Source organism: Henriciella mobilis (assembly GCF_003576285.1).
GTDB classification, from domain to species: domain Bacteria; phylum Pseudomonadota; class Alphaproteobacteria; order Caulobacterales; family Hyphomonadaceae; genus Henriciella; species Henriciella mobilis.
In genome coordinates this window covers 118,395-140,602 of record NZ_QWFX01000005.1, presented here as the reverse complement: position 1 = coordinate 140,602, position 22,208 = coordinate 118,395, and the positions used below count along the sequence as shown (strand labels likewise).

Genomic DNA, 22,208 nt, shown 5'->3' with positions numbered 1-22,208 from the left:
CCGACCGGGCCCCAGTTCCTCTCGCAAGAGAGGACAGGCTCTGTTCTAGAACCGGAAGACGGCCGCCACGGTGAAGGCGTCTGCTTCGGTGTCGTCGATGTCGTAGCGGGTATAGTCGCCGCGGATGCCGAGCGCCGGGGTCAGCATGAACTCGCCGCCAGCGCCGTAGCCGACGCCGCTTTCGGTTGCGCTGTCGGAGCCGCTGAAGCCGCCGCCGGAGACTTCCGCCTCGATCTCGGCCTGGACCAGGCCTGCGCGGGCGTAGAGATTGACGCGCTCACCGAGCGGGACCTGGCCCTTGGCATAGGCGCCGACGAGGTAGTTCAGGCCAACCGAGGCGTTGATGCCGCCGAAGGACGCATCCTCGTCCTGCACGCCGATGAGGGCTTCGCCTTCAAGGGCGAACCACTCGGAGAAGTTGTAGCCGACATGGCCGGCCAGCGCGCCGAGGTCGACGTCGCCGGACACGCCCGGCTCATCCACGTCGATATTGATGAAGGTGTAGCCGGCATCGGCATAGAGCCCCTGGGCAAAGGCCGGGGCGGAGATCGTCGCAAGGGCTGCGAGGGCGATCAGGGATCTGGACATGTAATCCTCCTGTACAAACGCACCTGTCCGGGGTGCGCGGCAGGAGAAGAGCGCTCCGATTGGGGCCGAAAGTGGGCAGCATTTCAGCCAATTGATGAAGAGACAGGCGCGCGGCTTTCAGGCCACAGGGCCGCGCGATCTAACGCAAACGTTAAAGGCCCTGCACGGAGGGGACGTGCAGGGCCTTAGAAGCCGTCAGAGGCGGGGCTGGGTGAGGGGAGGAGGGAGATCGCCCCGCTATTTGAGCACTGCCGGCCAGTTCGTTTCAGCTTGTTCAATGAACGCCGCCTCATTTTGTTCCCAGCGTTCCTGAATTTTTTTATTATAGTTTAGGTAGAGCTTCCCGTCGACTATTTTCCAATAGTCCGGATCGCCCTTGGCCGTGTCGCCCTGGGCGACGGCCCAGGCGCAGTAACCGCCGAATTGCGGGGCGTATTTTTCAGGGTCAGCCTCGAACAAGGCGAGGTTCTCGGCGCTGGCAAAACGGAATTCGGCGCCCTGGTATTCGGTGGAGAATTCCTTCTTGCCTTCAACCGGCTTGCCCTCGGTGAAATAGGCGACCGGGTCGTGGCCGCCAACCGCGGTGTTGGAGAAGATGCCGGTATAGACCGGCTTCTTGTCGGCATGGGCCGGGGCGGCGAGGCCAAGCGACAGGACACTCAGGGCGAGTGTTGCGAGCAGTATACGGAACATGGGGGAGTCTTCTTTCTTGTCAGGGTTGGACTGTGTCAGTTGGAATTGGCAGGGACAGCGCCAGGCGATGCGCTCGCGCCGGCATCCGCGCCGCGGCCCGGCAGGAAGGTCGCAGCCAGCCCCTGCCCGATCGCGGCGAGTTCCCTGCGGCGGATCACGATGAGAACGATCGACGTCACCCAGACAGTGCAGGCCATGAAGAACAGCCCGCCGCCATCATTGTTCGGATCGATACCGAGCGGCGTCCAAAGGTGGAAGTTCACCGCCCCGCTCATCACCGCGAAGGCGACCAGCGCACCCACCGCCTGGAAGCGCCGCAGGGCCGGATGGATGCCGACCAGCAGCAGCGCCGAGGCGACGAGTTCGGCGGAACCGATCACATACTGGCTGAACAGCCCTGTCGGCGCAAAAAGCCCCGGCGCGCCGAGGCTCGAGGCCCAGGCGTTGAGCTTGCCGAAGATCACCTGCGTCTCCACCGCATTGGTGAACTTGAAGCGCAGGCTATCGAGAAAGACGAGCGATGCGACAAGCGCGATCGCGTGCGGTAAATAGGTCCGGATCCGGTTCATGGGTGCATCCCCTCTCATCTGATGGCGTGGAGATAGACCCTGTTGCCGTCACGTGCGACGCACGCCTGCGTGAGCGTGCTCACAATCAGGTGATAGACGTTGCGCCGCACGCACCCTCGCGCCCGGGCGTTTCGATCCCTATATTGCGCGGGACGAAATGAGCGGGAGATGGGCATGGACCGGCTGGACGCGATGCGGCTCTTCATACGGGTCGCCGATACGGGAAGTTTTTCCAAGGCAGCCGCCGACCTCGATGTCGGCCAGCCGACGGTGTCGCGGCGCATCCAGGACCTGGAAGCGCAGCTCGGCGCCGACCTCTTCCTGCGCACCACGCGCGCCCTCAGCCTGACCCAGGCCGGCGAGAAGTTCTACACCCGCGCCCGCGCCATCCTGGAAGACTTCGAACAGGCCGAAGCCGAGGTGCGCGGCCTCGACAACGAGCCTTACGGCCAGCTGCGCATCACAGTGCCGCACTCGCTGGCCCGGGTGGTGATCGCCCCGGCGCTGGCCAGCTTCCTGCGGCGCTATCCAGAGCTCTCCATCGATGTGATCTCGGACGACACCTATACTGACATCGTCCAGGAGGGCATCGATCTCGCCTTCCGGCTGGGCGAGCTGGCCGATTCCAGTCTGATGGCCAAGCGCATCGCCCTCAGCCCGCGCAAGCTGTGGGCCTCAGCGATCTATGCCGCGCAGATGTCGGCGCTGGAGAGCCCCGCCGACCTGCCATCCGAGGACGCGCTGCATCTTCGCCACCGCTCCAGCAGCGCCCAGCACTGGGTGATGACGCATACCGAAAAGGGTAACCGGATCGACCTGCGCGTCGATGGCCGCTTCCGCGCCTCGTCCGGCGACATGCTGATCCAGGCCGCACAGGACGGGCTCGGCTATATTCTCGCGCCGGACTGGCTGGTCTGCGAGAAAGTCCGCGCGGGCAATCTCGTCCGCCTTCTGCCGGACTGGGAATCCGATGCCCTGCCGCTGCACGTCGTCTGGTCCGGCGGCAAGCTGAAAGGCAAGGCCCGCCTTCTGGCCGACCACATCGCCGAAGCGATGAAGGCGCAGGAGCTGCAAGAGGAAAAGGCGGCCTGAGCGCAGCGCTCAAGGCACCGCCCGCGGCCGTCCGTTGGCTTCCCTGAGGAGTTCGCAGGCCAGCTTGAAGCTCACCGGCTTTCCAAGCAGGAAGCCCTGACCGTACTCCACGCCGAGCGCCTTGAGCGCCGTGAACTCTTCAGGGGTCTCGATGCCTTCGGCGAGAATGGCGCAATTGGTTTCCCGGCCGAACTGGCTGAGCGCCGCAATCATCGCGCGTGAGGCCGACGAGGCCTCCAGCCCTGAAACCAGCGAGCGATCCAGCTTGATGAGGTCGGCCCTCATCCCGATGATATGCTGCAGGCTGGCCCAGCCCGACCCGGCATCGTCGACCGCGATGCGCACGCCCATCGGGCCGAGCGGTGCAAGCGCATCGCGCACAGCCTGATAGTCCGTCACCCGGACACGCTCTGTGAGCTCGATCACCAGCCGGCTGATGTCGTAGTCGATCAGCGTATCCAGAAAGCGCGGATCGAGAATGGTCGTGGGCGAGACATTGATCGACAGGCGTATCTCTGGCGGGAAGGCGTCGATGCCGGCCAGCGCGAACTGAATGAGGGCCAGTTCGAGGTCGGCAAGCATCCCGACCGAGCCGGCCTCCTCGAACCAGCTCTTCGGGTCACGGGCCGGGTCTGCCGAAAAACGGGCCAGGCACTCGAAACCGAATATCTTTCCGGAGCCGATATTCCAGAGCGGCTGGTAGACCATGGAGAATTGCCGGCGCTCGATGACGCGGGCGACCTTCTTTTCGGTGAGGGCTGCCTGCCTCGCCAGCGCCCGCTTCTGCTCCAGCTGGGCCCCGGCAATATCGGCAAACATGCGGGCGGTGCCAAGGTCGCGGGCGGTCAGGGACGGGTTGGCGACGGGATCGAGACAGCACAGCAGGCCGATGACCTCCCCCTCCCGCGAGAGGATGGGAACGCTCAGGAACGCCCCGACCGGTATGGCATGGGTGATCTGCAGGTCGCGCGTCAGCGGATGGCACGCAGCATCCGGCAACAGGGCCGGGATGCGGCTTTCGAGGGCATACCGGCAGTAGACCTCATTGGCGGGGCGAACGTCGCCCGGCTTCAGCAGGGCCTCATAGCCCGGCGCATCGACATACAGGATATGGCTTTCGTCGCGCTCCAGCCTGGAGATGTAAGCGACGCTCATTCCCAGATGGCGGCGCGCGGCCTGCAGAGCCGACTGGATGATCGTATCGGCATTGGCACCTGGCGGCTGGGAGTCAGATGTTAAGGCCTGGCCAGAGCTTGCGAGGGGCATACCCGGCGCTCCACGAACAATTTCAGTCAATCCCACAGACAAGAGACTCAAACTCCACTTGATCAATACAATTTCAATTTTTCAAAGTATCGATGATATACTTGCGTAATGAAGTATTCAATGATCTCTGGAAGGCCACCCTGTGCCGGGCGCCATTTAAGGATCGTTGATCCAAACGTTCAAATTTGCTTGAAATTTTTTATACTTACAAAATACAGGACTTTGTATTCTTTGTATATTTTGTAACTTGACGCTGACCGGCATCGAAACCTTGAGGCAGTGTCTTGAATTTACTGAAAATTGAATCCGTCCCGGTCGAAGACGATGCGGAACCGGTCCATCCGGTCCCATTTCGTTCCAATGTCAGATGCAGATGACGAGGGCTGTGGAAAAATATGAAAATGGCCTCGCGCCGATTTCGCGAGGCCATTTCCGAAGGACACAGGTCTGTCTTTAGCGGCGCAGCCGCGGCCGGCTATTCTTCCGCTTTCACGTCCTCGATCCACTGGTCGACGCGGCGCTCGAGGATTTCCAGCGGCAGGGCGCCGCCGCCAAGGATGGTGTCGTGGAAGCCCTTGATGTCGAACTTGTCGCCAAGCGCTTCGCGGGCGTGCTCACGCAGCTCCAGGATCTTGATCATGCCGATCTTGTAGGCCGTCGCCTGGCCCGGCATCACGATATAGCGCTGGATTTCCGAGCGGGCCTGCTGGTCTGTGACGGCGGCATTCTCGGTGAAATATTCCCAGGCCTCTTCCTCGGTCCAGCCCTTGGAATGCAGGCCGGTATCGACGACGAGGCGGATGGCGCGCCAGATTTCAGAGCCGAGCCGGCCGAATTCCGACAGCGGGTCCTCGAAGGTGCCCGGCATTTCGCTGGCGAGCTTTTCCGAATAGAGGCCCCAGCCTTCCGAATAGGCGGTGAAACCGGCCTGGGTGCGGAATTGCGGGATGTCCTGAAGCTCCTGCGCGATGGAGATCTGCATGTGGTGGCCCGGAAGCCCTTCATGATAGGCGATCACTTCCAGCTCCCGCTTCGGCATGGAAGTCATGTCCGAGAGGTGGGCGTAATAGGTGCCCGGGCGCGAGCCGTCCGGCGTGCCGGGATAGTAGTGCTGGGCCGCGCCATCCTGCTCGCGGAAGGGCTCGACGCGCTTCACGACGAGGTCTGCCTTGGGCAGGATGCCGAAATAGTCCGGCAGCTGGCCCTCGATATTGTCGATGGCGGCCGTCGCGTCGGCAATATACTGCTCGGCGCCGGCATCGGTGTTCTCATAATAGAGGTCCCGATTGTCCTTGGTCTCGCGCAGGAAGACGAAGAATTCCTGCAGCGTGCCGTCGAAGCCGTACTCCTCTTTCACCGCTTCCATCTGCGCATGCAGGCGCTCGACCTCATCGAGGCCGATCTGGTGAATCTCATCGGCGGTGAGGTCCGTCGTGGTCGACACCTTCAGGCGGTAGTCGTAATAGGCCGCACCGTTTGGCTGGGTCGTGCCGACGCCGGTCGGATTGGCCGGGGCGTTGGGCAGTTCGCTTTCCGCCCAGTCGATGATGGCCTGGTAACCGGGCTGGAAGACGTCGACGAGCGCTGCACGGGCATCGGTGCGCAGCGTCTCGGCCTGCGCCTCGTCGATCTCGCCGGCTTCGAGGAGGTTGGAGATCTCCATCTCGATATCGGCCCAGATGTCGGAGGGCTCGCCATCGGTGAACGGCGCGCCGGTGATGATCTTCCGCGACTGGTCGATCACCCCTTCCAGCGCAAAGTCCGGCGTGGCGACGCCGCGGCTGGCCGCTTCCTTGGCGATGGTGAGAAGCTGCTCGCCGGCCCGGCCACTCTCGCGGATCCGGGAAATATAGGCTTCCATGTCGTCGAGATTGTCGACGCGGTGGAACTGGATCAGGAAGGTCGCAAGGAAGGATTGCGGGCCATTCATCTGGTCGAAGGTGTAGCCGTTATAGAAGTATTGCAGGCCCTCTTCGGCCAGCTCGGCCTGGTATTTCCAGATGTCCCAGGAATTCTTCGCTTCCGGCGTCAGCTTGTCATAGTCGAAGGTCGATTCCATCTCGGCGACGCTTGCCAGTTGCCAGTCGACCTGTTCCTTCTGGGCCTCGTAGGACATGTCGTCGATCTCGCCGTACCGGTCCTTGCGACCAAGGAAGGTGAGCTGGATCGGGCTCATCATCACCTGTTCTTCGTACTTCTCATCGAACCAGGCGTTCAGCTTCTGCGTCTCGGTCTGTTCGGCCGCTTCGCTTTCGCCGGCCGGGGCGGACGCTTCGGGTGTTCCGCCGGGCGGGTTCGCCGCCGGGTCGGGCTCGCCGCAACCGGCAAGTAGCAAGGCAAGAGCGAGGGCAGACAGGCTGACGCGCATGGGAATCTCCAAGAAGCTTATCGAATATCGCTAAGAAGCAGGAAATTCGCCGTCACGCAAGGCGCGTAGAACATTTTGCCCGCAACCGGTCAGGCGTCAGGCATAACGTGTCCGAAGCATGGTCCAGACGGCCCGCAGGCCGCAGGCGGCCGCGCCTTCGGGGCGTCCATATTTCGACTGGCGCCAGCCCCAGACATCGAGGTGGACCCAGCGTTCGGCCTCGACGAACTGTTTCAGGAACACCGCGGCCGTGATCGAGCCGGCAAAAGCCCCGCCGGCATTCTGGATATCGGCAATGTCGGATTTCAGCATCGACTTGTAGGGCATCCAGATCGGCATGCGCCAGACCGGGTCGCCGGAAACGGCCGACGCAGCGTTGATCGCGTCGGCCACGTCGCCATCATCGGTGTAGAAGGGCGCAAGGTCCGGCCCGACAGCCACGCGCGCGGCCCCGGTCAGCGTGGCGAAATCGATCAGCAGGTCCGGCGAGCCTTCGCAGGCGCGCGCCAGCGCATCGCCGAGGATGAGCCGGCCTTCGGCGTCGGTGTTGTCGATCTCGACCGTGATACCCTTGCGCGTGGAGAGCACATCGCCAGGGCGGAAGGCCGTGCCCGAAATGGAATTCTCGACCGTCGGCACATAGAGCTTCAGGCGCACCGGCAGCTTCGAATCCATGACCAGCTTGGCCAGCGCGATGACATGCGCCGAGCCGCCCATATCCTTCTTCATCAGGCGCATATAGTTGCCGGTCTTGAGGTTGAGCCCGCCCGTGTCGAAGGCAACGCCCTTGCCGACAAGCGCGAGCTCGGGATGGTCCGGATTGCCCCAGGAGAGCTCAATGAAACGCGGGGCTTCCGGCCCGGCGCGGCCCACAGCATGGACCATGGGATAGTTCGCGGCCAGCAGGTCCTCGCCCACGGTCACTTCGATATCGGCCTGGTATTGCTCGGCCATCTGGCGGACGATCTCTTCAATCGAGGCCGGGCCCATATGCTGGGCCGGGGTGTTGATCATGTCCCGCAGGAGCGCGATGGCGTCAGCCTCGCGGGCGAGCGCGCCTGCATCCTCGTCTTCGCCGATGACAAGACGGGGCGGCGCCGACTTGTCTTTCAGGTAGCGGTCGAACCGGTAGGCGCCATCGGCCCAGCCCGCTGCGATATGCGCGAGCGGCAGGCCGGCATCGCGGGCAATCCTGTAGTCGCCCTCCGGCAGCTTTGCCGCCAGCGGCGCGACACCCAGCGCGTCATTCGCCTCGCCGAGGCCGAACAGGACATGCGAGAGCTTGCCCGCCTCATCGGCCATGAACACCGTCTCGCCGGCCTTGGCCTTGAATCCGGTCGCACGCGCCAGGGCTTTCAGGCCCGGCGGGATCTCATGCTCGGCCTCATCCCAGTTCAGCGGGCGGACAAGATGGACGGCAGCGGCATCGCTGGCGGCGGCGGTGAAAGCTTTGTGCATGGGTTGGAAAGTATCCCTTGGCTGTAAACAGTTAAGCGAATGCGTTGTTTTGTTAACTGATCCTTGACCCTGACGGGCGCAAGGTCGCGGCTGGTGAAACTCACGCCGGAGCCGACCGAATGTCCAGAGCAAAAGCTATCGCCTTCGCCCTGCCACTGCTTTCAGCCTCGCTGGTCGCAGCCTGCGCGAGCGCGGGTGGTGCGGACAAGGCTGAGACCGAACAGGCCATCGAAGCGGCCATGGCCGAGGAACTCGCCCCGGCAACTCCTGAGGAAATCGAGGCCGCCCGGCGCGCCGATCCCCTGACCAAAGCGAATTTCTGGGGCAAGGAGTTCCGCAAGGATCCAACAAAACTCGATGTGACCGTGGAATTCATGCAGGCGCTGCGCGAGATCGGCAGCCATGAACGCGCCATCGAGATCGGCTCCAAGACCCTGCCGATCCATCCTGAGTCCGCCGAGCTGCATATCGTGATGGCCCGCGCCCTGATGAGCGAGAACCGCCCGGCCGAAGCGGCCGACTTCTATTACCGCGCCGCCGCCATCGCGCCGGATAATGCCGATGCCTATGGCGGGCTCGGCCTCGCGCTTGACCAGATGGAGCGCCATGAAGACGCCCAGGCCTCCTATGAGCAGGCGCTCAGGATCCAGCCGGGCCGCGTGTCGACGCTGGCCAATTACGGCCTGTCGCTCGCGCTCACCGGCAATCTCAACGGCGCCGAGGCGAAGCTGCGCGCCGCGGCCTCCTCACCGGACGCGACCGCGCGCGTACGCCAGAACCTCGCCCTCGTGCTTGGCCTGCAGGGCAAGTTCGACGAGGCAAGGCAGGTCGATCCGGCCGCGCCGGATGCGACGGTCGAGCAGAACATGCAGACGCTGAAATCCATGCTCTCGCCGCTACGCGACTATGGCGCGCTGCGCGAAGAAGATGGTGGCGGCGCGGCTTGGCCTGAGGACGTCGATGCGCCGGCCCAGGAAGAAGCGGCCAGCCCGCCCAAGCTGCGCGGCTCGCTCGGCGGGGACTGAGCGCAGCAACAGGCTTTGCGGCATGCGGCCTGCGGCGCTGACGCGCCGATCAGCTGCCCGGCTGGTTCATTTCCGTATATTTGATGTAGGCTGGGCCGAGGACGACCAGGAACAGGACCGGCAGGAAGAACAGGATCATCGGCACGGTCAGCTTGGCTGGCAGCGCGGCGGCCTTCTTCTCGGCTTCGGACATGCGCATGTCGCGGTTTTCCTTGGCCATGACGCGCAGCGCATCGCCCAGCGGCGTGCCGTAGCGCTCGGCCTGCATGAGCGCCATACAGACCGATTTCACGCCCTCATGGCCCGTCCGCTTGGCGAGGTTCTCATAGGCCTGGCGCCGCTCCTGCAGGTAGGCAAGCTCCGCCGTGGTGAGCTGGAATTCCTCGGCCAGTTCCGGCGAGGCCGGGCCGATCTCGGCGCCCACCTTGGCGAAACCAAGCTCGATCGACATGCCCGACTCCACGCAGATGAGCAGCATGTCGAGCGCATCCGGAAAGGCGCGCATGATCGATTGCTGGCGCTTGGAGGCCATGTTGGAAATGTAGAGGTTCGGCGCATAGAAACCGGCAGCCGCGCCGAACACGACAGAGCCCATCTTCATCTGCGGCGACAGGCCGTGATCATTGATCAGGAAGACATAGGTGAAGACACCGAGCGCGCCGAAGAAGGGCAGCGCGAAGCGGCAGAAATAGAAGATCGACAGCGGGCGCGGCCCCCTCAGGCCAGCCTGCACCAGCTTGGCCTGGATGTTCGGGTCTTCCAGCATCTTCTGCAGGTTCAGCTTGCCCGTGATCTGGCTGATCGCGCCAGTGTCCTCGCGCTTCAGGCCTTTCTTTTCCAGGGCCTCGCGGCTGGCCCGGCGCAGTTTTTCGCGCTGCGTGGTGACCTGCTTCAGCCGGGTCTCGAGCTTGTCGCCCTTGAGCATCGGCATGGCGACAGAGACGATGGTCGCGAACATGGCAACCGCCGCCAGCATGGAGGCCAGCGTACCGGGGTTTCCGAGGGCTTCTGCAAAGGCTTCCATGCGCTCCCCTCCCCCTAGATATCGAAGTTGATCATGCGGCGCATGACGGTCACGCCGGTGAACATGAGGCCCGCGCCCATGAACAGGATCATGTGGCCGGTCGGCTTGAGGAAGAGCTCCATGATGTAGCTCGGTGTCGTCAGGTAGACCATGAAGCCGACCGCGAAAGGCAGCGAGGCAATGATGCCGGCCGAAGCCTTGGCTTCCGAGGACATCGCCTTGATCTTCTCGCGCATCATCTTGCGCTGGCGGATCACCGCCGAGAGGTTGCCGAGGGCTTCAGACAGGTTACCGCCGGACTTGGACTGGATCGTCAGCACAATGACGAAGAAGTTCACTTCTGGCAGCGGCACGCGCTTGTAGAATTGCTGCAGGGCACGATCCGTGGTCATGCCCATCTGGATATTGTCGGTCAGGTTCTTGAACTCGGTGCCGAGCGGGGCCGGGCTCTCGGCGGCGATGATGCGCAGACACTCCGTAAGCGGAAGACCTGACTTCACACCGCGAACAATGATGTCGATGGCGTCGGCAAACTGCGCGGTCATCTTCTTGTGGCGCATCTGCGTCATGAAGCCGAGCAGCCAGCGCGGCACGCCGAGGAAGCCGGCAAAACCGGCCGCGATGACCATGGCCGGGCGCGACTTGATCTCGAAACCGGCAACCGGCGGTGGGCCTTCGGCCCCGGACAGGAAGGTCAGCGCGGCGAGCAACAGGCCCAGCACGGCGGAGAAGATCCAGAACATCTCCGGCTTCACGTCGAGGCCAGCCTGGACAAGCTTGGCGCGGATATCCTGCGGCATCAGCGATTTGCGGCGCGCCTCGTCCTGCTGGCGCAGCTTCTTGAGCATCTGCTGTGTCTGACGCCGGCGCTGGGAATTGACATCCTGTTCAGCGCCGCCGCCGCGCCCATTGCCCTTGCGGCCTTCCTTGATCTGCTTTGCGCGCTTCGAGGCCGCCCCGCCTTCATCGCCGGTCAGGGCCAGGCCAAGCCCGGCCAGGGCCAGGAAAGCCAGCCCGCCGACGACGTAGATCATGAGGTTCCCATCCATCGCGCCGCTCCTAGTCCAGCGAATCGATGGCTTTGGCGAGGTCCTTCTCGAGGCCGAAATAGGCTGCGCGCTCCCAGAAGCGCGGGCGGCCAATGCCGGTACCCCGGTGGCGGCCGAGCACCTTGCCGTTCTCGTCCTCGCCTTCCATTTCGTATTTCAGCACGTCCTGCAGGATGATCGTGTCACCTTCCAGGCCCATGACCTCGGTGATCTGCATGATCCGGCGCGAACCGTCACGAAGGCGCGAGGCCTGGACCACGACGTCGATCGAGCCGACAATCATTTCACGGATGGTTTTCGCGGGCAGCGAGAAGCCGCCCATGGTGATCATGGATTCGACCCGGCTGAGCGCTTCGCGCGGCGTGTTGGCGTGCAGCGTGCCCATCGAGCCGTCGTGACCGGTGTTCATGGCCTGCAGGAGGTCGAACGCCTCCGGGCCACGCACCTCGCCGACGATGATCCGTTCAGGACGCATCCGCAGGCAGTTCTTGACCAGGTCGCGCATCGAGATCTCGCCCGAGCCTTCAATGTTCGGCGGGCGCGTCTCAAGGCGCACCACGTGCGGCTGCTGCAGCTGGAGTTCGGCGGAGTCTTCGCAGGTGATGACGCGCTCTGTCGGATCAATGAAGCCGGTCAGGCAGTTGAGCAGCGTCGTCTTACCCGAGCCGGTACCGCCAGAAATCAGGACGTTGCAGCGCGAATGGCCAATGATACGCAGGATTTCTGCGCCAGGCTCGGAGATGGACCCGAAATTCACGAGGTCCTTGAGGCGCAGCTTGTCCTTCTTGAACTTACGAATGGTGAGCGTCGGCCCGTCGATGGCGAGCGGCGGAGCGATGACGTTCACACGCGAGCCGTCCAGCAGGCGCGCGTCACAGATCGGCGAGCTTTCATCGACGCGGCGGCCGACCTGCGAGACGATCCGCTGACAGATGTTCATCAGCTGTGCATTGTCACGGAATCGGATGTTCGTGCGCTCGATCTTGCCGTTGACTTCGATGTAGGTGGTGTCGGCACCATTGACCATGATATCGGCGATGTCGTCGCGGGCGAGCAGCGGCTCCAGCGGACCGTAGCCGAGCACGTCGTTACAGATATCGTCGAGCAGGTGTTCCTGCTCGGAAATCGACATCACGACATTCTTGATACTGATAATCTCGACGACGATGTCGCGAATTTCCTCGCGCGCGCTCTCAGCGTCGAGCTGGGCCAGCTGCCCGAGGTCGATCGTGTCGATCAGGGCGTTGAAGATGGTCGTCTTGGTCGCGTAATACTCTTCCGAGCGCGTATCGACCTTGTGGACCTTCTCGGTCTTCATGTCCGGCGGCGGCTTCAGCGTAACAGGCTTGCCCCCTCCAGCCGGCTTCTGACCGCCCGGCTTCTGGCCACCCGGCACGGGTGGCTTCTTGGCAGCGGCCGGCGCGGCTGGTGCGGGCTTGGCCGGTGCAGCGGGGCGGTTGGCAGCAGGTGCAGCCGGTCGCGCCGCCGGAGCGGGCTGGGTCACGGTTGCTGAACGTTTGCCAAAGGACATGTGGATTCCCTAACGGGCCTTACTTTCCGAGAAGTTTCTTCAGGAGGGATTTCTTGGGCTGCTGCGTCTCACGTCCGGACAGCAGCGAGGCGAGATGGTCGATGGCCTGCGAGGGCTTGGCCTGCGGATCGGTCTCCGAGATCATCTGGCCCTTGTTCGACGCGGTGCCGAACAGCTGCGGGTCGAAGGGCAGGATGATGTCCGGCTCGACCTCAATGGCGGCGGCAAAGTCCTTGACCGGAATTTCCGGACGCTTGGGCACGCCGGCCATGTTGAGGATCAGGCGCGGAGGATTGTCGTTCGGCCGCTGCGCCTTCAGCTGGTCGACCATGTTCTTGCCGTTGCGCAGGGAAGCGAGATCGGGCTGGCAGACGAGGATCACCTCGTCGGAGGTCACCAGCGTGTTGTAGATCCACTCATTCCAGCCATGCGGCAGGTCCAGCACGACAAACGGCATCAGGCGGCGAACGCCCTCGATCACCATCGAATAGGAACTCGGATCGATGTCCATGAGCTGGTTCACGCTGGCCGGCGCGGTGAACAGGGACAGCCGGTCGGTCGCCTTGGCGAGCAGGCGGGAAATCACCGCATCATCGGTCCGGTCCGGCGAGAGCAGCGCGTCGGCGACGGTCTGCTGGGTCTCGTGATTGAAGTCGAGCGAGGTCGTGCCGAAGGAGAGGTCGAGGTCGACCAGCGAGGTGTTCACCATCGCATTCTCGGCCAGCGCCCAGGCCAGATTGTGTGCAATTGTCGAGGCGCCGACGCCGCCCTTGGCGCCGATGACGGAGATCGACTTGCCGACAAACGGCGCATCCGGGTCGGAGAACAGGTTGGAAATCGACCGGACCAGCTGCACCGGCTCGATCGGCGGGACGAGATATTCGCTGACACCGCGCGCGACGAGCTGGCGGTAGAGGGCGATGTCATTGGTCGCGCCGATGACCATGACCTGCACGCCTTCATCGCAATGGCCGGCAAGTTCGTCGATCTGCTGGATCATCTTTGCGGCATGCGCAGACGACTCGACGATCAGCAGGTTCGGCGTCGGATTTTGCGCCAGGTGCTCGATCGCGGCCGGAATCCCGCCGGGATAGGCGTCCAGCGTCGCATTGATCATGCGCCGGTCATTCGCCACCCGTTCAATCGTCTGGCGGGTTTCGTCGGTTTCGAAGAAGGCCAGGGCTGCAATCGCCGGAATCGCCCGGTCGCCGCCCTGATAGGCATCCATGGGCGGGACGACGACTTCGCCGGGCTCGACATCCTTGTACGGCGCATCGACCGGGCCGGTGAGCTGGTCGATCAGCCCCGGATCGGCGCTGTCTTCGCCGGTATCGTCGAAGTCGAGGCCGAATTCCTCGTCGAAAAGTGCGTTTTCGTTGCTCATCGGCGTATCCCTAAAAACACTCCGTACTAGTTCACTGCCGTCGAGACGGCGCCGGATTCAGACTCGCCGCGGGCAGCCGTGGTCGACTCACCGTTGCGATAAAGCTCAAGCTGGGCCGTCCGGCGGGCAAGGTCGCTCTCGTCCAGCGGCCGCTGGCCAAGCAGGTCGACCGGATCAGCGATCATCGCGGCCATATTGGCGCGCACCGAGCAGCCAAGCGTTGGCAGGTCGTTGTTCGACGTGGCGTCCGAAAAATCGATGGTCGAGCGCTGCGGGCAGTCCGGCGCAATCGCATCATAGGCCTTGAAGGCCAGGACAATCGGCGCGGTGTTGCTGCCGCCGGCATCGTAGGCGCTGCCGCGGATCTCCTCATAATCGACCCCGGCTGACCAGGCGATCTCGCGCGCCTCGGCAACCGCCTTCACGGCGAGTTCCTCATTGCCGTGGTTCTTTGGCAGCGACATGATCAGCGGGCCGTGGCCGCGGCTGATATAATCCCTGACAAAGGCCTGGATCTTGGCCTTTTCCTCAAGCCGCAAATGGCTGTCGAGCACGTTCAGTTTGACTTCGAGATAGGCGGTCCGTTCGGCCACCCGGATCTGGTGGCGGTCCAGCGTCGTGCCGGACAGGTATTCGACCGGGACCGGGCCATTCGGCTCGACCGAGCTGCAGCCCGCCAGGAGAATGGCGGATCCGAGCCCGCATGCCGCAACAATCTTCTTCAGTGTACGCATGATAAACCCCTACTCCTCGATGAAGCCAACGGGCGCGTTGTAATTCTCGGCGGTCAGCCCCTTGCCGTCCTTGCCGTAGACCGCGTTGACCTTGCCGAAGAAGATCGTGCGCGGGTCGGAGGCATTGGCAAAACCGTCCGCAGGCGTACGGAGCCGCCCTTTCTGTGTCGGGTCGACCAGGTAAGGCGTAATCATCACGACCAGTTCGGTTTCCTCGTTCAGGAAGTCGCGCGACTGGAAGAGCGCACCGAGAACCGGCAGCTTCTTCAGGCCGGGCAGCTGGTCGAGAGACTGGCGCGAGCGGCTCTGGATGAGGCCGGCCAGCATCATCGACCCGCCGCTTGGCAGCTCGACCGTGCTCTCGGCGCGGCGCACCGTCAGGGCCGGGATGGTCAGCGTCTGCGCGGTAATGATGTTGCCCTGGTCGTTGACGCCGGCCACGGACTGGCCCTGGAAGGCGCCCTGATTAGTCAGCTCCGAAACCTCGGTCGAGACCTTGAGCGAAATGCGCCCTTCCGACAGCACGAGCGGCGTGAAGGCGAGGCCCACACCATAGGGTTTGAACTCAATCGCGATGCGGCCATTATTGTCCTGCCCGACCGGGACCGGGAACTCGCCGCCCGCCAGGAACTTCGCCGCCTCACCGGAAACAGCGGTGATGTTGGGCTCTGCCAGCGTACGGACGATACCGATCCGCTCCAGCGCATCGATGGCCGCAGCCGCCGAGGACTGGATGTCGGTCCCGTTGTAATTGGTGTAACCAACCGTCGTCGATAGGCCGCCGAGCGAGCTGCCGGCGACATTGTAGCCGTTGGCGCTGGAAACGCCAAAATTGTTCGTGAACGGAAGGCCGGGCGCAAGCGTGGTGTTGCCTGTATTGACGGGCGCGCTGATCCCGTCGCCGGCAACGTCTGCGAAAAGCTGCTTTTCGACGAGGTTGGCGAAGTCGCCGAAATTCGTCACGCCGGACAGGTTGATGCCGAGCTGCTTGACGATATTGCGCTGCATTTCGACGATGCGGACTTCCAGCATGACCTGGTCCTTGGCCGCCACCGACAGCATGTTCACCGGCTCAAGATCGCCTGTGTCGCCGGCATAGGCCTTCACCAGGCGGATCACCTGGTCGGACTGCATGAGATTGTCGACTTCGCCGCTGACAACGATGTTGCCGCCAAGGCTCTCCACCTTCACGCGGGAGTCCGGCACATAGCGCGAGATCAGCTTCTCAAGCGAGGCGGTATCGGCATCGACGATGATTTCGAGGTTGAGGAGCGGGTTGCCCTCACGGTCGAACAGGAAGGCATTCGTCTCGCCCACTTCGACACCGCGGAAGATCAGGCGGCGCGAGGTCTGCACGACGGCGTCGGCAATGGCGGGATTGGTGATCACGACATCGGCGACCGGCCGGTCGAGTTCGATAACGGTCGACTTGTTGAGGCCGAGCTTCATGGTCTGCGAGACATTCGTCTCACCCGGCTCCATCACGGACACGCCCATCAGGTTCTGGGCGGCTGCCGGTTGAATCGCAAGGAAGCAGGCCAGGCCTGCTCCAATCGAAGAGATTGCGTGGCGTACGCGACTCATCAGCTTCCCCCGCCCACACTGCCGTTCTTGAACACTTTCACGCGATTTCCGGCGCCAGAGTCGCCGGTCAGCAACCCGGTCGCCGCGATGGTTGCCCCGTCATTCTCATTGGCATCGGCGACGCTGCGCAGGGCCAGCGAGATCCGGCCGAGCCGGCCCGAATGGGCGAGCAGTTCAGCTTGCTGCGGCTCCAGCTCCAGAGTGGCCGTCGACCCCGTGAGAACAGACGCGCCATCCATCTCGCCAAAGATCTGGTCAATGGCGAGGACGCGCGCATTCTCGATCACGGTCTTCGTCAGCGTCGTGTCGGTGGGGCCGCGCTCTGTGAGCACTTCGATTTCATAGGTCAGGATCACATCGACGCGGTCATCGGGCAGGATAAAGCCCGCCGAGGCGGTCTCCGGCGAAATCTCGACAGAGATGGCGCGCATGCCGGGGCGCAGCAGCGCGGCCATGAAGCCGGTCTCGCCCTTCTTGACGATTTTCTGCTGGACAATCGGCTCGCCGGCGAGAAGGGCCGTCTTCACGACGCTGCCGGACAGCTGCTCAATGGCGCCCGGGTCGCTTTCCTGGGTGAAGTATCCGCCATGAACGGCTTTTTCCGGCCAGTCGGACCACTGGAAATCTTCGGGCGTCAGCAGCGAACCGATGCGCTTGTCGCTTCGCGAGACGAGGACCTTGGTCGACGAAACCTCGACTTCGCGGACAATTTCGACCGGCTTGCCCGTGTTGGTCTGCGGCGAAGGCTGGCTGGACATGTCTCGCACCAGCAAGGCAGCGCCAACAGCAGCAGCAGCGGCCACCAGCAAGATGATCAGACGTATTGGAGACATGAATCCGGCCCTCTGATTCCATCCCGGCGCGTTGAGAAACCGGGAATTCCAGGGCGCAGATTTGCACTTACAGCCTAAGGCATAGTTAACTTCCGAGGGTGGAAATTTCGCTTATCGGCTGGAGTAATGGCGACAGGGGCGCGCAGAGCAGCGCACCGGCGGCAATCGCGACTCCATAAGGCACGCCATTGCCCGGCAGGAGTGTCTCGCGCGCAAAGCCTGGTGCTGCGGTGACCGGAACCAGCCGGCGGGCCAGCATCACGATCACAGCCAGCCCACCCCCCGTTACGGCCATGATGGTCACGAAGGGCATGGCCGCTTCCGGCCCGAGCCAAAGCATGACGCCGGGGATCATTTTCGCGTCTCCCCCGCCAAACGCGCCGACCATGAACAAGATCACCGATATCACGAAGGCGATGCCGCCGGCGGCGAGGTGACCGCCCGCCACGTCCCAACCCGGCGCAACGACGATCACGGCGGGAATGAAAAGAAAGGCGATCAGGGCGTTCAGCCCGTTCGTAATGGTCAGGGATTCAATGTCGCGCAGGGCGGCATAGACGCAAAGTGTCAGGAAAAGGAAACCGAACAGGACGGCGATCAACATGCGGGCACTCTACTCAACTATACTTGAAGGTGAGGCTAGCAGCCAAATCTGAAGACTTGCTTTCACCCCCAAAACGACTGAAGCCGCCGGATGGGTCCGGCGGCTTCGAATCATGTACCCGTGAGGGCATTAGGCTGAAGGTCAGCCTTTATTAGTTGCCGGCGATGGCGCCAGCAACGTCGTTGAAGGTCGTCGCGGTGTTCGTGCCGAGAGCGCCAACAGCGCCGATGATCGCAACAGCGATCAGGGCAGCGATCAGGCCATACTCGATAGCGGTCGCACCAGACTCATTCTTGAAAAGACGTGCAAACTTTTTCATTTGGAGACTCCATCATCATACAGTTTGTTACGTTCCGATTGATTTGGTTTCCCCGGAACAGGTGCGGTTGTATCCAATAGCGCTGAATATCAAGTAAACCCGCTAACAAAATTCATGAATAGTGTAGTGCATTCTGTTAACCAATCACCGGATTGACCCGGGATAGAGCAATTTTTACTTAACGCGGAAACATCTTATAAATATTTAAAGCAGGAAACGGCCGCTCAGGCGTTAGGGATCGCGAAACCTTCTGGCCGCTATCTTCACGCCACGTTTCTAAAGCCACAGGAGAGGCCAAAAATGTCGTTTGCCGCGAAAGCTTCCGGCGCGCTCGTCGCCGGCCTGTTGATGTCTGCTCCGGCGATTGCCCAGCAATACAGTGTCGAAAGCGGCACAACGAAGCCCGTTCGCCTGTCGCGCCCCGCTGCGAGCGTCGTGGTCGGCAACCAGAACATCGCCGATGTCGCCGTCGCCGATCCGCAACTGATCCTGCTCACCGGCAAATCGTTCGGGACCACCAATCTCCTCGTCTTCGATGCCGAGAACAATCTTCTGGTTTCCGCCGACGTCATGGTGACGGCCAATACGGCGAACCTTGTCACGGTAAACCGCGCCGGCGCGAAGTTTACCTATGACTGCGCCAGCGACTGCCGCGACGCACCGGTCATCGGCGACGATCAGGGCCATTTCGGCAAGGCGATCGGCCAGGCCGAGCAGGCCAAGGAGCTGACCGAGCGCCGCTAGGCGCCGCGCGTCCTCACAGACTTGAAAAGGCCGGCTTCATCGCGAAGCCGGCTTTTTTATTGTCCTTGGTCAAATGGATCAGCGCGCGGGGCGGGCGCTGGACGTGGCCGCCATGGCCGGGCTCTTGCGCTCGGCGGCCCGGTCTGCGGCTTCATCGATGCTGGCCGAATAGATCGGCTGGGCCTCTTCGGACAGGCGGCCGACCGCCTCATCCTCGACGCGCCATTCAAAGGCGCTGCCATCCTGGACGGTCACGGTCCAGCCGGCACCGATGCGTGGGAAGTAGGCTTCACCCTTGGCCATCATGCGGCTGCGGAAGATGGTGCCGTCCGCGCCGCGTACTTCGATCCAGGCAGGCTTCATCGCGACAATCGACATTTCCAGCCCCTCGTCGGGACGCGCGGCCAGCGGCTTTTCGGCAAACAGGCTCTCTTTCGCCGTGTTCACGGCAACAACCCGTTCAGCGACTGACGGGGTCGTGCGGACATCCGCTATCTTGGCAGGCGAAAGCACCATGACGGACAGGCCGACGGCGACAACGGCGCCGGAAATCGCGGCGACCGGAATGAGATACCGGCCACGCTTGCGCTCGCTGACCGTGACCGAAGACTTCGGAATGGCCGTTGCCAGCGCCTGCTGTTCTTCCATGGGAAAGTCGGCCAGCACCGGTTCGGCATCAATGCCGAGCGCCTTGGCATAGGTCTTCGCCAGCAGGCGCGTGCGCCGCATGTCATAGTCGGAGGGCTGGGTCGTCTGCTCGAGGCTTTCCAGGACACGCCGGTTGACCTTCAGCTCCCGGGCGAAGTCTTCGAGTGTCTTGTTTCGCGCCTCGCGCGCCGCCCGCAGGCGTCCGCCAGCGGTAAAGGAATCGATCAGGCCAAAATCGGACATGCCCTGCCCGTCTGCAGGCGCTGCTGCAGTTTCCGGATCATGGTTATGTTCTTCGTCGCCGCTCATCTTGGGCGTCCAATGGCCTTGGGTTTGTTGTCAGCTGAAATGTTGCAGGGATCATACCACAGTCTGGCAGAGTCCAAACGACAGAATTCAGCTGTCGGATACTGCTATTTCCTGTAACGCTGTCAAAGCTAACACTTCGTTACGGAACGTCCCGTTCGAAGCGTGAAGCGCTTCGCGGAAACGCGGCTCGAAGGCGCTGAGATCGACAGACCGCAGCATGCGTTTCACCGGCCCTATACCAGCCGCCGGCATCGACAGCTTGCGATAGCCAAGCCCGATCAGGCAGAGCGCCTCGACCGGCCGCGAGGCCACTTCCCCGCAGACCGAGACCGGAATGTCCAGACGCTCGCATTCATTCCTGATGAATTCCAGGAACCGCATGACCGGCCGGCTGACGACGTCGTAGCGTTCGGCCACGCTTGGCACCATGCGGTCGGCCGCGTTGAAGAATTGCAGGAGGTCATTGGTGCCGACCGAGATGAAATCCACCTCCCCGGCGACATCGTCCAGCCCGTAGGCAAAGGCAGGCGCCTCCAGCATGGCACCGACGCGCAGCTCGCTCGGCTCCGGATGGCCACGCGCCCGGCTCCATTCGATCTCGTCCATCAGCAGCGCCTTGGCCTCGAAGAACTCCTCGGCAATCGTCACCATCGGGAACATGACCGAGAGCGGCCCGCCATCGGCGGCGCGCACGAGCGCCCGCAGCTGGCGGCGGAACAGGCCCGGCCGGTCCAGCGCGAAGCGGATCGAGCGCCAGCCGAGCGCCGGGTTCTCTTCCAGGTCCGCAGACGCATTCGGCAGGAGCTTGTCGCCGCCAAGGTCGAGCGTGCGGAAATGGACCGGCTTCGAGCCGGCAAAGTCGAGCACGCTGCGATAGAGCGCGATCTGGGCGTCGATCCTGGGCAGCGTATCGGAAACCAGGAACTGGAACTCGGTCCGGAACAGGCCGATCCCGTCAGCGCCGGTCTTGGCCATGGAATCGAGGTCGATGGCGAGGCCCGCATTCAGCATCAGCGAAATATCGGTGCCGTCACGTGTGCGCGAGGGCTGCTCACGCAGCGCCTGGAAGGCCGCCTGACGCTCCGTGCGCAACAGGCGCCGCGACTCATAGGCGGCCAGCAAATCCTCATCCGGGCGGATATGCAGCGTGCCCTGTTCGGCATCGACAATGACCGGGTCACCGGGCGCGATGATGGCGCCGAGCGCGCCAACACCGCCAATGGTCGGAATGCCGAGCGCGCGCGCAACGATTGCCGTATGGCTCGTCGGGGCGACTTCCTCGAGTACGATCGCCGCAAGGCCGGAGTCGCGGTATTCGAGCAGTTCGGCCGGGCCGAGACGCCGGGCAATCAGCACATCGCTCTGGGCCTCGGCCTCCTCGCCATTGCCGCCATTGGCGGCGCCATCATGCCCCGCCAGGATACGCAGGAGACGATTGTCGAGGTCTTCAAGGTCGTGCAGGCGCTCGCGCAGATACGGATCATGCGCGTTTTCGAGCTTGACCTTGTGCTCGCGCCGCGAGCGGTCGACCGCCGCCTCGGCAGACAGGCCCGACTTCACGGTCTCTTCCAGGCGCATCGCCCAGACCGGATCGCTGGCGAGCATCTTGAAGGCCTCGAGCACTTCACGCGGCTCGCCGAAGATCGCGCTGACATCGCTGGCCAGCATCTTGTCGAGCGATTCCTTGAGCGTTGTCAGGGCCCGGCGCAGGCGGCTGACTTCGGCTTCGGGGTCCTCTGTGAAATAGCGGGCCGGCGAGACGACCGGGTCATGCAGCTTGGCCATGCCCATGCCGAGACCGTCGCAAAGGATCCGGCCCTTGAGATTGACCGCCCGCGATTCGCGCTGGACAGCGCCCGGCCCGCTGGTCAGCGCTTCGGCAGCGACCACTTCCGCCAGCACCATGGCGATGGTCTGCAGGCTGTCGATCTCGTCTTCCTCATAGATCCGCTCGGTCCGGTTCTGCACGGTGAGGACGCCGATCACGCGGCCGCCGCGCAGGATCGGCACACCGAGAAAGGCGTGATACGGGTCCTCGCCCGTCTCCGGACGGTAGGAGAAGGCCGGATGACGCGGCGCATCCTGGATCGAGAGCGGTTCGCCCGACAGCGCAATCTGGCCGACAAGGCCCTCGTCGAGCGCGAGGCGCGTCTGGTGGACAGCGCTGACACTCAGGCCCTCGGTGGCCACGAGCTCCAGCTCGTCGCTTTCCGTGCGCTTGTAGATCGAGCACACGTCGGCCACCATCGTGCCCGCAATAAGGGTCACGACCTTCTGCAGGCGCGTATCGGCTTCCATGTCGCCCGCCATCACTTCGCGGAGACGGTTGATCAGGAGCCTGGGGACGGAAAAGGACTGGGGCATGGCTCGATGCCCGCAATTGGCC

The 22,208-nt window shown here is 63.2% G+C and carries 20 protein-coding genes; 3 read left to right on the top strand and 17 right to left on the bottom strand.

The window, feature by feature from the left end; genetic code table 11:
- Window positions 1–45: 45 nt before the first annotated feature.
- The 3 genes from D1223_RS00650 to D1223_RS00640 form a co-directional block, all read right to left on the bottom strand.
- The gene (locus tag D1223_RS00650; protein WP_119374487.1) at window positions 46–588 is read right to left on the bottom strand and encodes a porin family protein; all 543 of its coding nucleotides are present in this window, start codon (window positions 586–588) and stop codon (window positions 46–48) included.
- Window positions 589–825: 237 nt separating this feature from the next.
- On the bottom strand, window positions 826–1,281 hold the full coding sequence (locus D1223_RS00645) for a YHS domain-containing (seleno)protein (RefSeq protein WP_119374486.1): 456 nt from the start codon (window positions 1,279–1,281) through the stop codon (window positions 826–828).
- 35 nt (window positions 1,282–1,316) lie between these two features.
- The gene (locus D1223_RS00640; protein ID WP_233349640.1) at window positions 1,317–1,850 is read right to left on the bottom strand and encodes a hypothetical protein; all 534 of its coding nucleotides are present in this window, start codon (window positions 1,848–1,850) and stop codon (window positions 1,317–1,319) included.
- A gap of 174 nt (window positions 1,851–2,024) precedes the next feature.
- Here D1223_RS00640 and D1223_RS00635 point away from each other — a divergent pair, with 174 nt between their 5' ends.
- Window positions 2,025–2,942 (top strand): LysR family transcriptional regulator, encoded by a 918-nt coding sequence (locus tag D1223_RS00635; protein ID WP_119375222.1) that lies wholly within the window; start codon window positions 2,025–2,027, stop codon window positions 2,940–2,942.
- 9 nt (window positions 2,943–2,951) lie between these two features.
- Here D1223_RS00635 and D1223_RS00630 read toward each other — a convergent pair whose 3' ends face one another.
- From D1223_RS00630 to D1223_RS00620, 3 genes are all read right to left on the bottom strand, one after another.
- The gene (locus tag D1223_RS00630) at window positions 2,952–4,208 is read right to left on the bottom strand and encodes an EAL domain-containing protein (protein WP_119374485.1); all 1,257 of its coding nucleotides are present in this window, start codon (window positions 4,206–4,208) and stop codon (window positions 2,952–2,954) included.
- 475 nt (window positions 4,209–4,683) lie between these two features.
- Window positions 4,684–6,576, bottom strand: coding sequence for a DUF885 domain-containing protein (locus tag D1223_RS00625; RefSeq protein WP_119374484.1), 1,893 nt, complete (start codon window positions 6,574–6,576; stop codon window positions 4,684–4,686).
- A gap of 96 nt (window positions 6,577–6,672) precedes the next feature.
- A complete protein-coding gene (locus D1223_RS00620; protein WP_119374483.1) occupies window positions 6,673–8,034 on the bottom strand; it encodes a leucyl aminopeptidase family protein in 1,362 nt (453 codons plus the stop codon).
- Between the two features lie 119 nt (window positions 8,035–8,153).
- Between D1223_RS00620 and D1223_RS00615 the strand changes: the two genes are divergently transcribed.
- A complete protein-coding gene (locus D1223_RS00615) occupies window positions 8,154–9,059 on the top strand; it encodes a tetratricopeptide repeat protein (protein WP_119374482.1) in 906 nt (301 codons plus the stop codon).
- Between the two features lie 49 nt (window positions 9,060–9,108).
- On the opposite strand, the gene D1223_RS00610 is transcribed toward D1223_RS00615, so the two are convergent.
- The 9 genes from D1223_RS00610 to D1223_RS00570 form a co-directional block, all read right to left on the bottom strand.
- Window positions 9,109–10,083, bottom strand: coding sequence for a type II secretion system F family protein (locus D1223_RS00610; protein ID WP_119374481.1), 975 nt, complete (start codon window positions 10,081–10,083; stop codon window positions 9,109–9,111).
- A gap of 14 nt (window positions 10,084–10,097) precedes the next feature.
- Entirely contained in the window at window positions 10,098–11,132 is a 1,035-nt protein-coding gene (locus D1223_RS00605) for a type II secretion system F family protein (RefSeq protein ID WP_119374480.1), read from the bottom strand.
- A gap of 10 nt (window positions 11,133–11,142) precedes the next feature.
- Window positions 11,143–12,663, bottom strand: a complete 1,521-nt coding sequence (locus tag D1223_RS00600; RefSeq protein WP_199288177.1) for a CpaF family protein — start codon at window positions 12,661–12,663, stop codon at window positions 11,143–11,145.
- 19 nt (window positions 12,664–12,682) lie between these two features.
- Window positions 12,683–14,047 (bottom strand): AAA family ATPase, encoded by a 1,365-nt coding sequence (locus tag D1223_RS00595; protein ID WP_119374479.1) that lies wholly within the window; start codon window positions 14,045–14,047, stop codon window positions 12,683–12,685.
- Window positions 14,048–14,073: 26 nt separating this feature from the next.
- Window positions 14,074–14,781 carry a CpaD family pilus assembly protein gene (locus D1223_RS00590; RefSeq protein ID WP_119374478.1) on the bottom strand — a complete coding sequence of 236 codons (708 nt, stop codon included), beginning with the start codon at window positions 14,779–14,781 and terminating at the stop codon, window positions 14,074–14,076.
- A 9-nt stretch (window positions 14,782–14,790) separates the two neighbouring features.
- Window positions 14,791–16,365 carry a type II and III secretion system protein family protein gene (locus D1223_RS00585; RefSeq protein WP_119374477.1) on the bottom strand — a complete coding sequence of 525 codons (1,575 nt, stop codon included), beginning with the start codon at window positions 16,363–16,365 and terminating at the stop codon, window positions 14,791–14,793.
- A complete protein-coding gene (gene cpaB / locus D1223_RS00580) occupies window positions 16,365–17,198 on the bottom strand; it encodes a Flp pilus assembly protein CpaB (RefSeq protein WP_119374476.1) in 834 nt (277 codons plus the stop codon). The genes D1223_RS00585 and cpaB overlap by 1 nt, the downstream gene beginning before the upstream one ends.
- Window positions 17,199–17,283: 85 nt before the next feature.
- A complete protein-coding gene (locus D1223_RS00575; protein WP_119374475.1) occupies window positions 17,284–17,802 on the bottom strand; it encodes an A24 family peptidase in 519 nt (172 codons plus the stop codon).
- A 151-nt stretch (window positions 17,803–17,953) separates the two neighbouring features.
- Window positions 17,954–18,121 (bottom strand): Flp family type IVb pilin, encoded by a 168-nt coding sequence (locus tag D1223_RS00570; RefSeq protein WP_119374474.1) that lies wholly within the window; start codon window positions 18,119–18,121, stop codon window positions 17,954–17,956.
- A gap of 300 nt (window positions 18,122–18,421) precedes the next feature.
- On the opposite strand from D1223_RS00570, the gene D1223_RS00565 reads away from it, so the two are divergent.
- Window positions 18,422–18,865 carry a pilus assembly protein N-terminal domain-containing protein gene (locus D1223_RS00565; RefSeq protein WP_119374473.1) on the top strand — a complete coding sequence of 148 codons (444 nt, stop codon included), beginning with the start codon at window positions 18,422–18,424 and terminating at the stop codon, window positions 18,863–18,865.
- A 78-nt stretch (window positions 18,866–18,943) separates the two neighbouring features.
- Here the strand turns inward: D1223_RS00565 and D1223_RS00560 are convergent, their stop codons facing one another.
- Window positions 18,944–19,822, bottom strand: coding sequence for a helix-turn-helix domain-containing protein (locus tag D1223_RS00560; RefSeq protein ID WP_119374472.1), 879 nt, complete (start codon window positions 19,820–19,822; stop codon window positions 18,944–18,946).
- A gap of 87 nt (window positions 19,823–19,909) precedes the next feature.
- On the bottom strand, window positions 19,910–22,186 hold the full coding sequence (gene ptsP / locus D1223_RS00555; RefSeq protein WP_119374471.1) for a phosphoenolpyruvate--protein phosphotransferase: 2,277 nt from the start codon (window positions 22,184–22,186) through the stop codon (window positions 19,910–19,912).
- Window positions 22,187–22,208 lie beyond the last annotated feature (22 nt).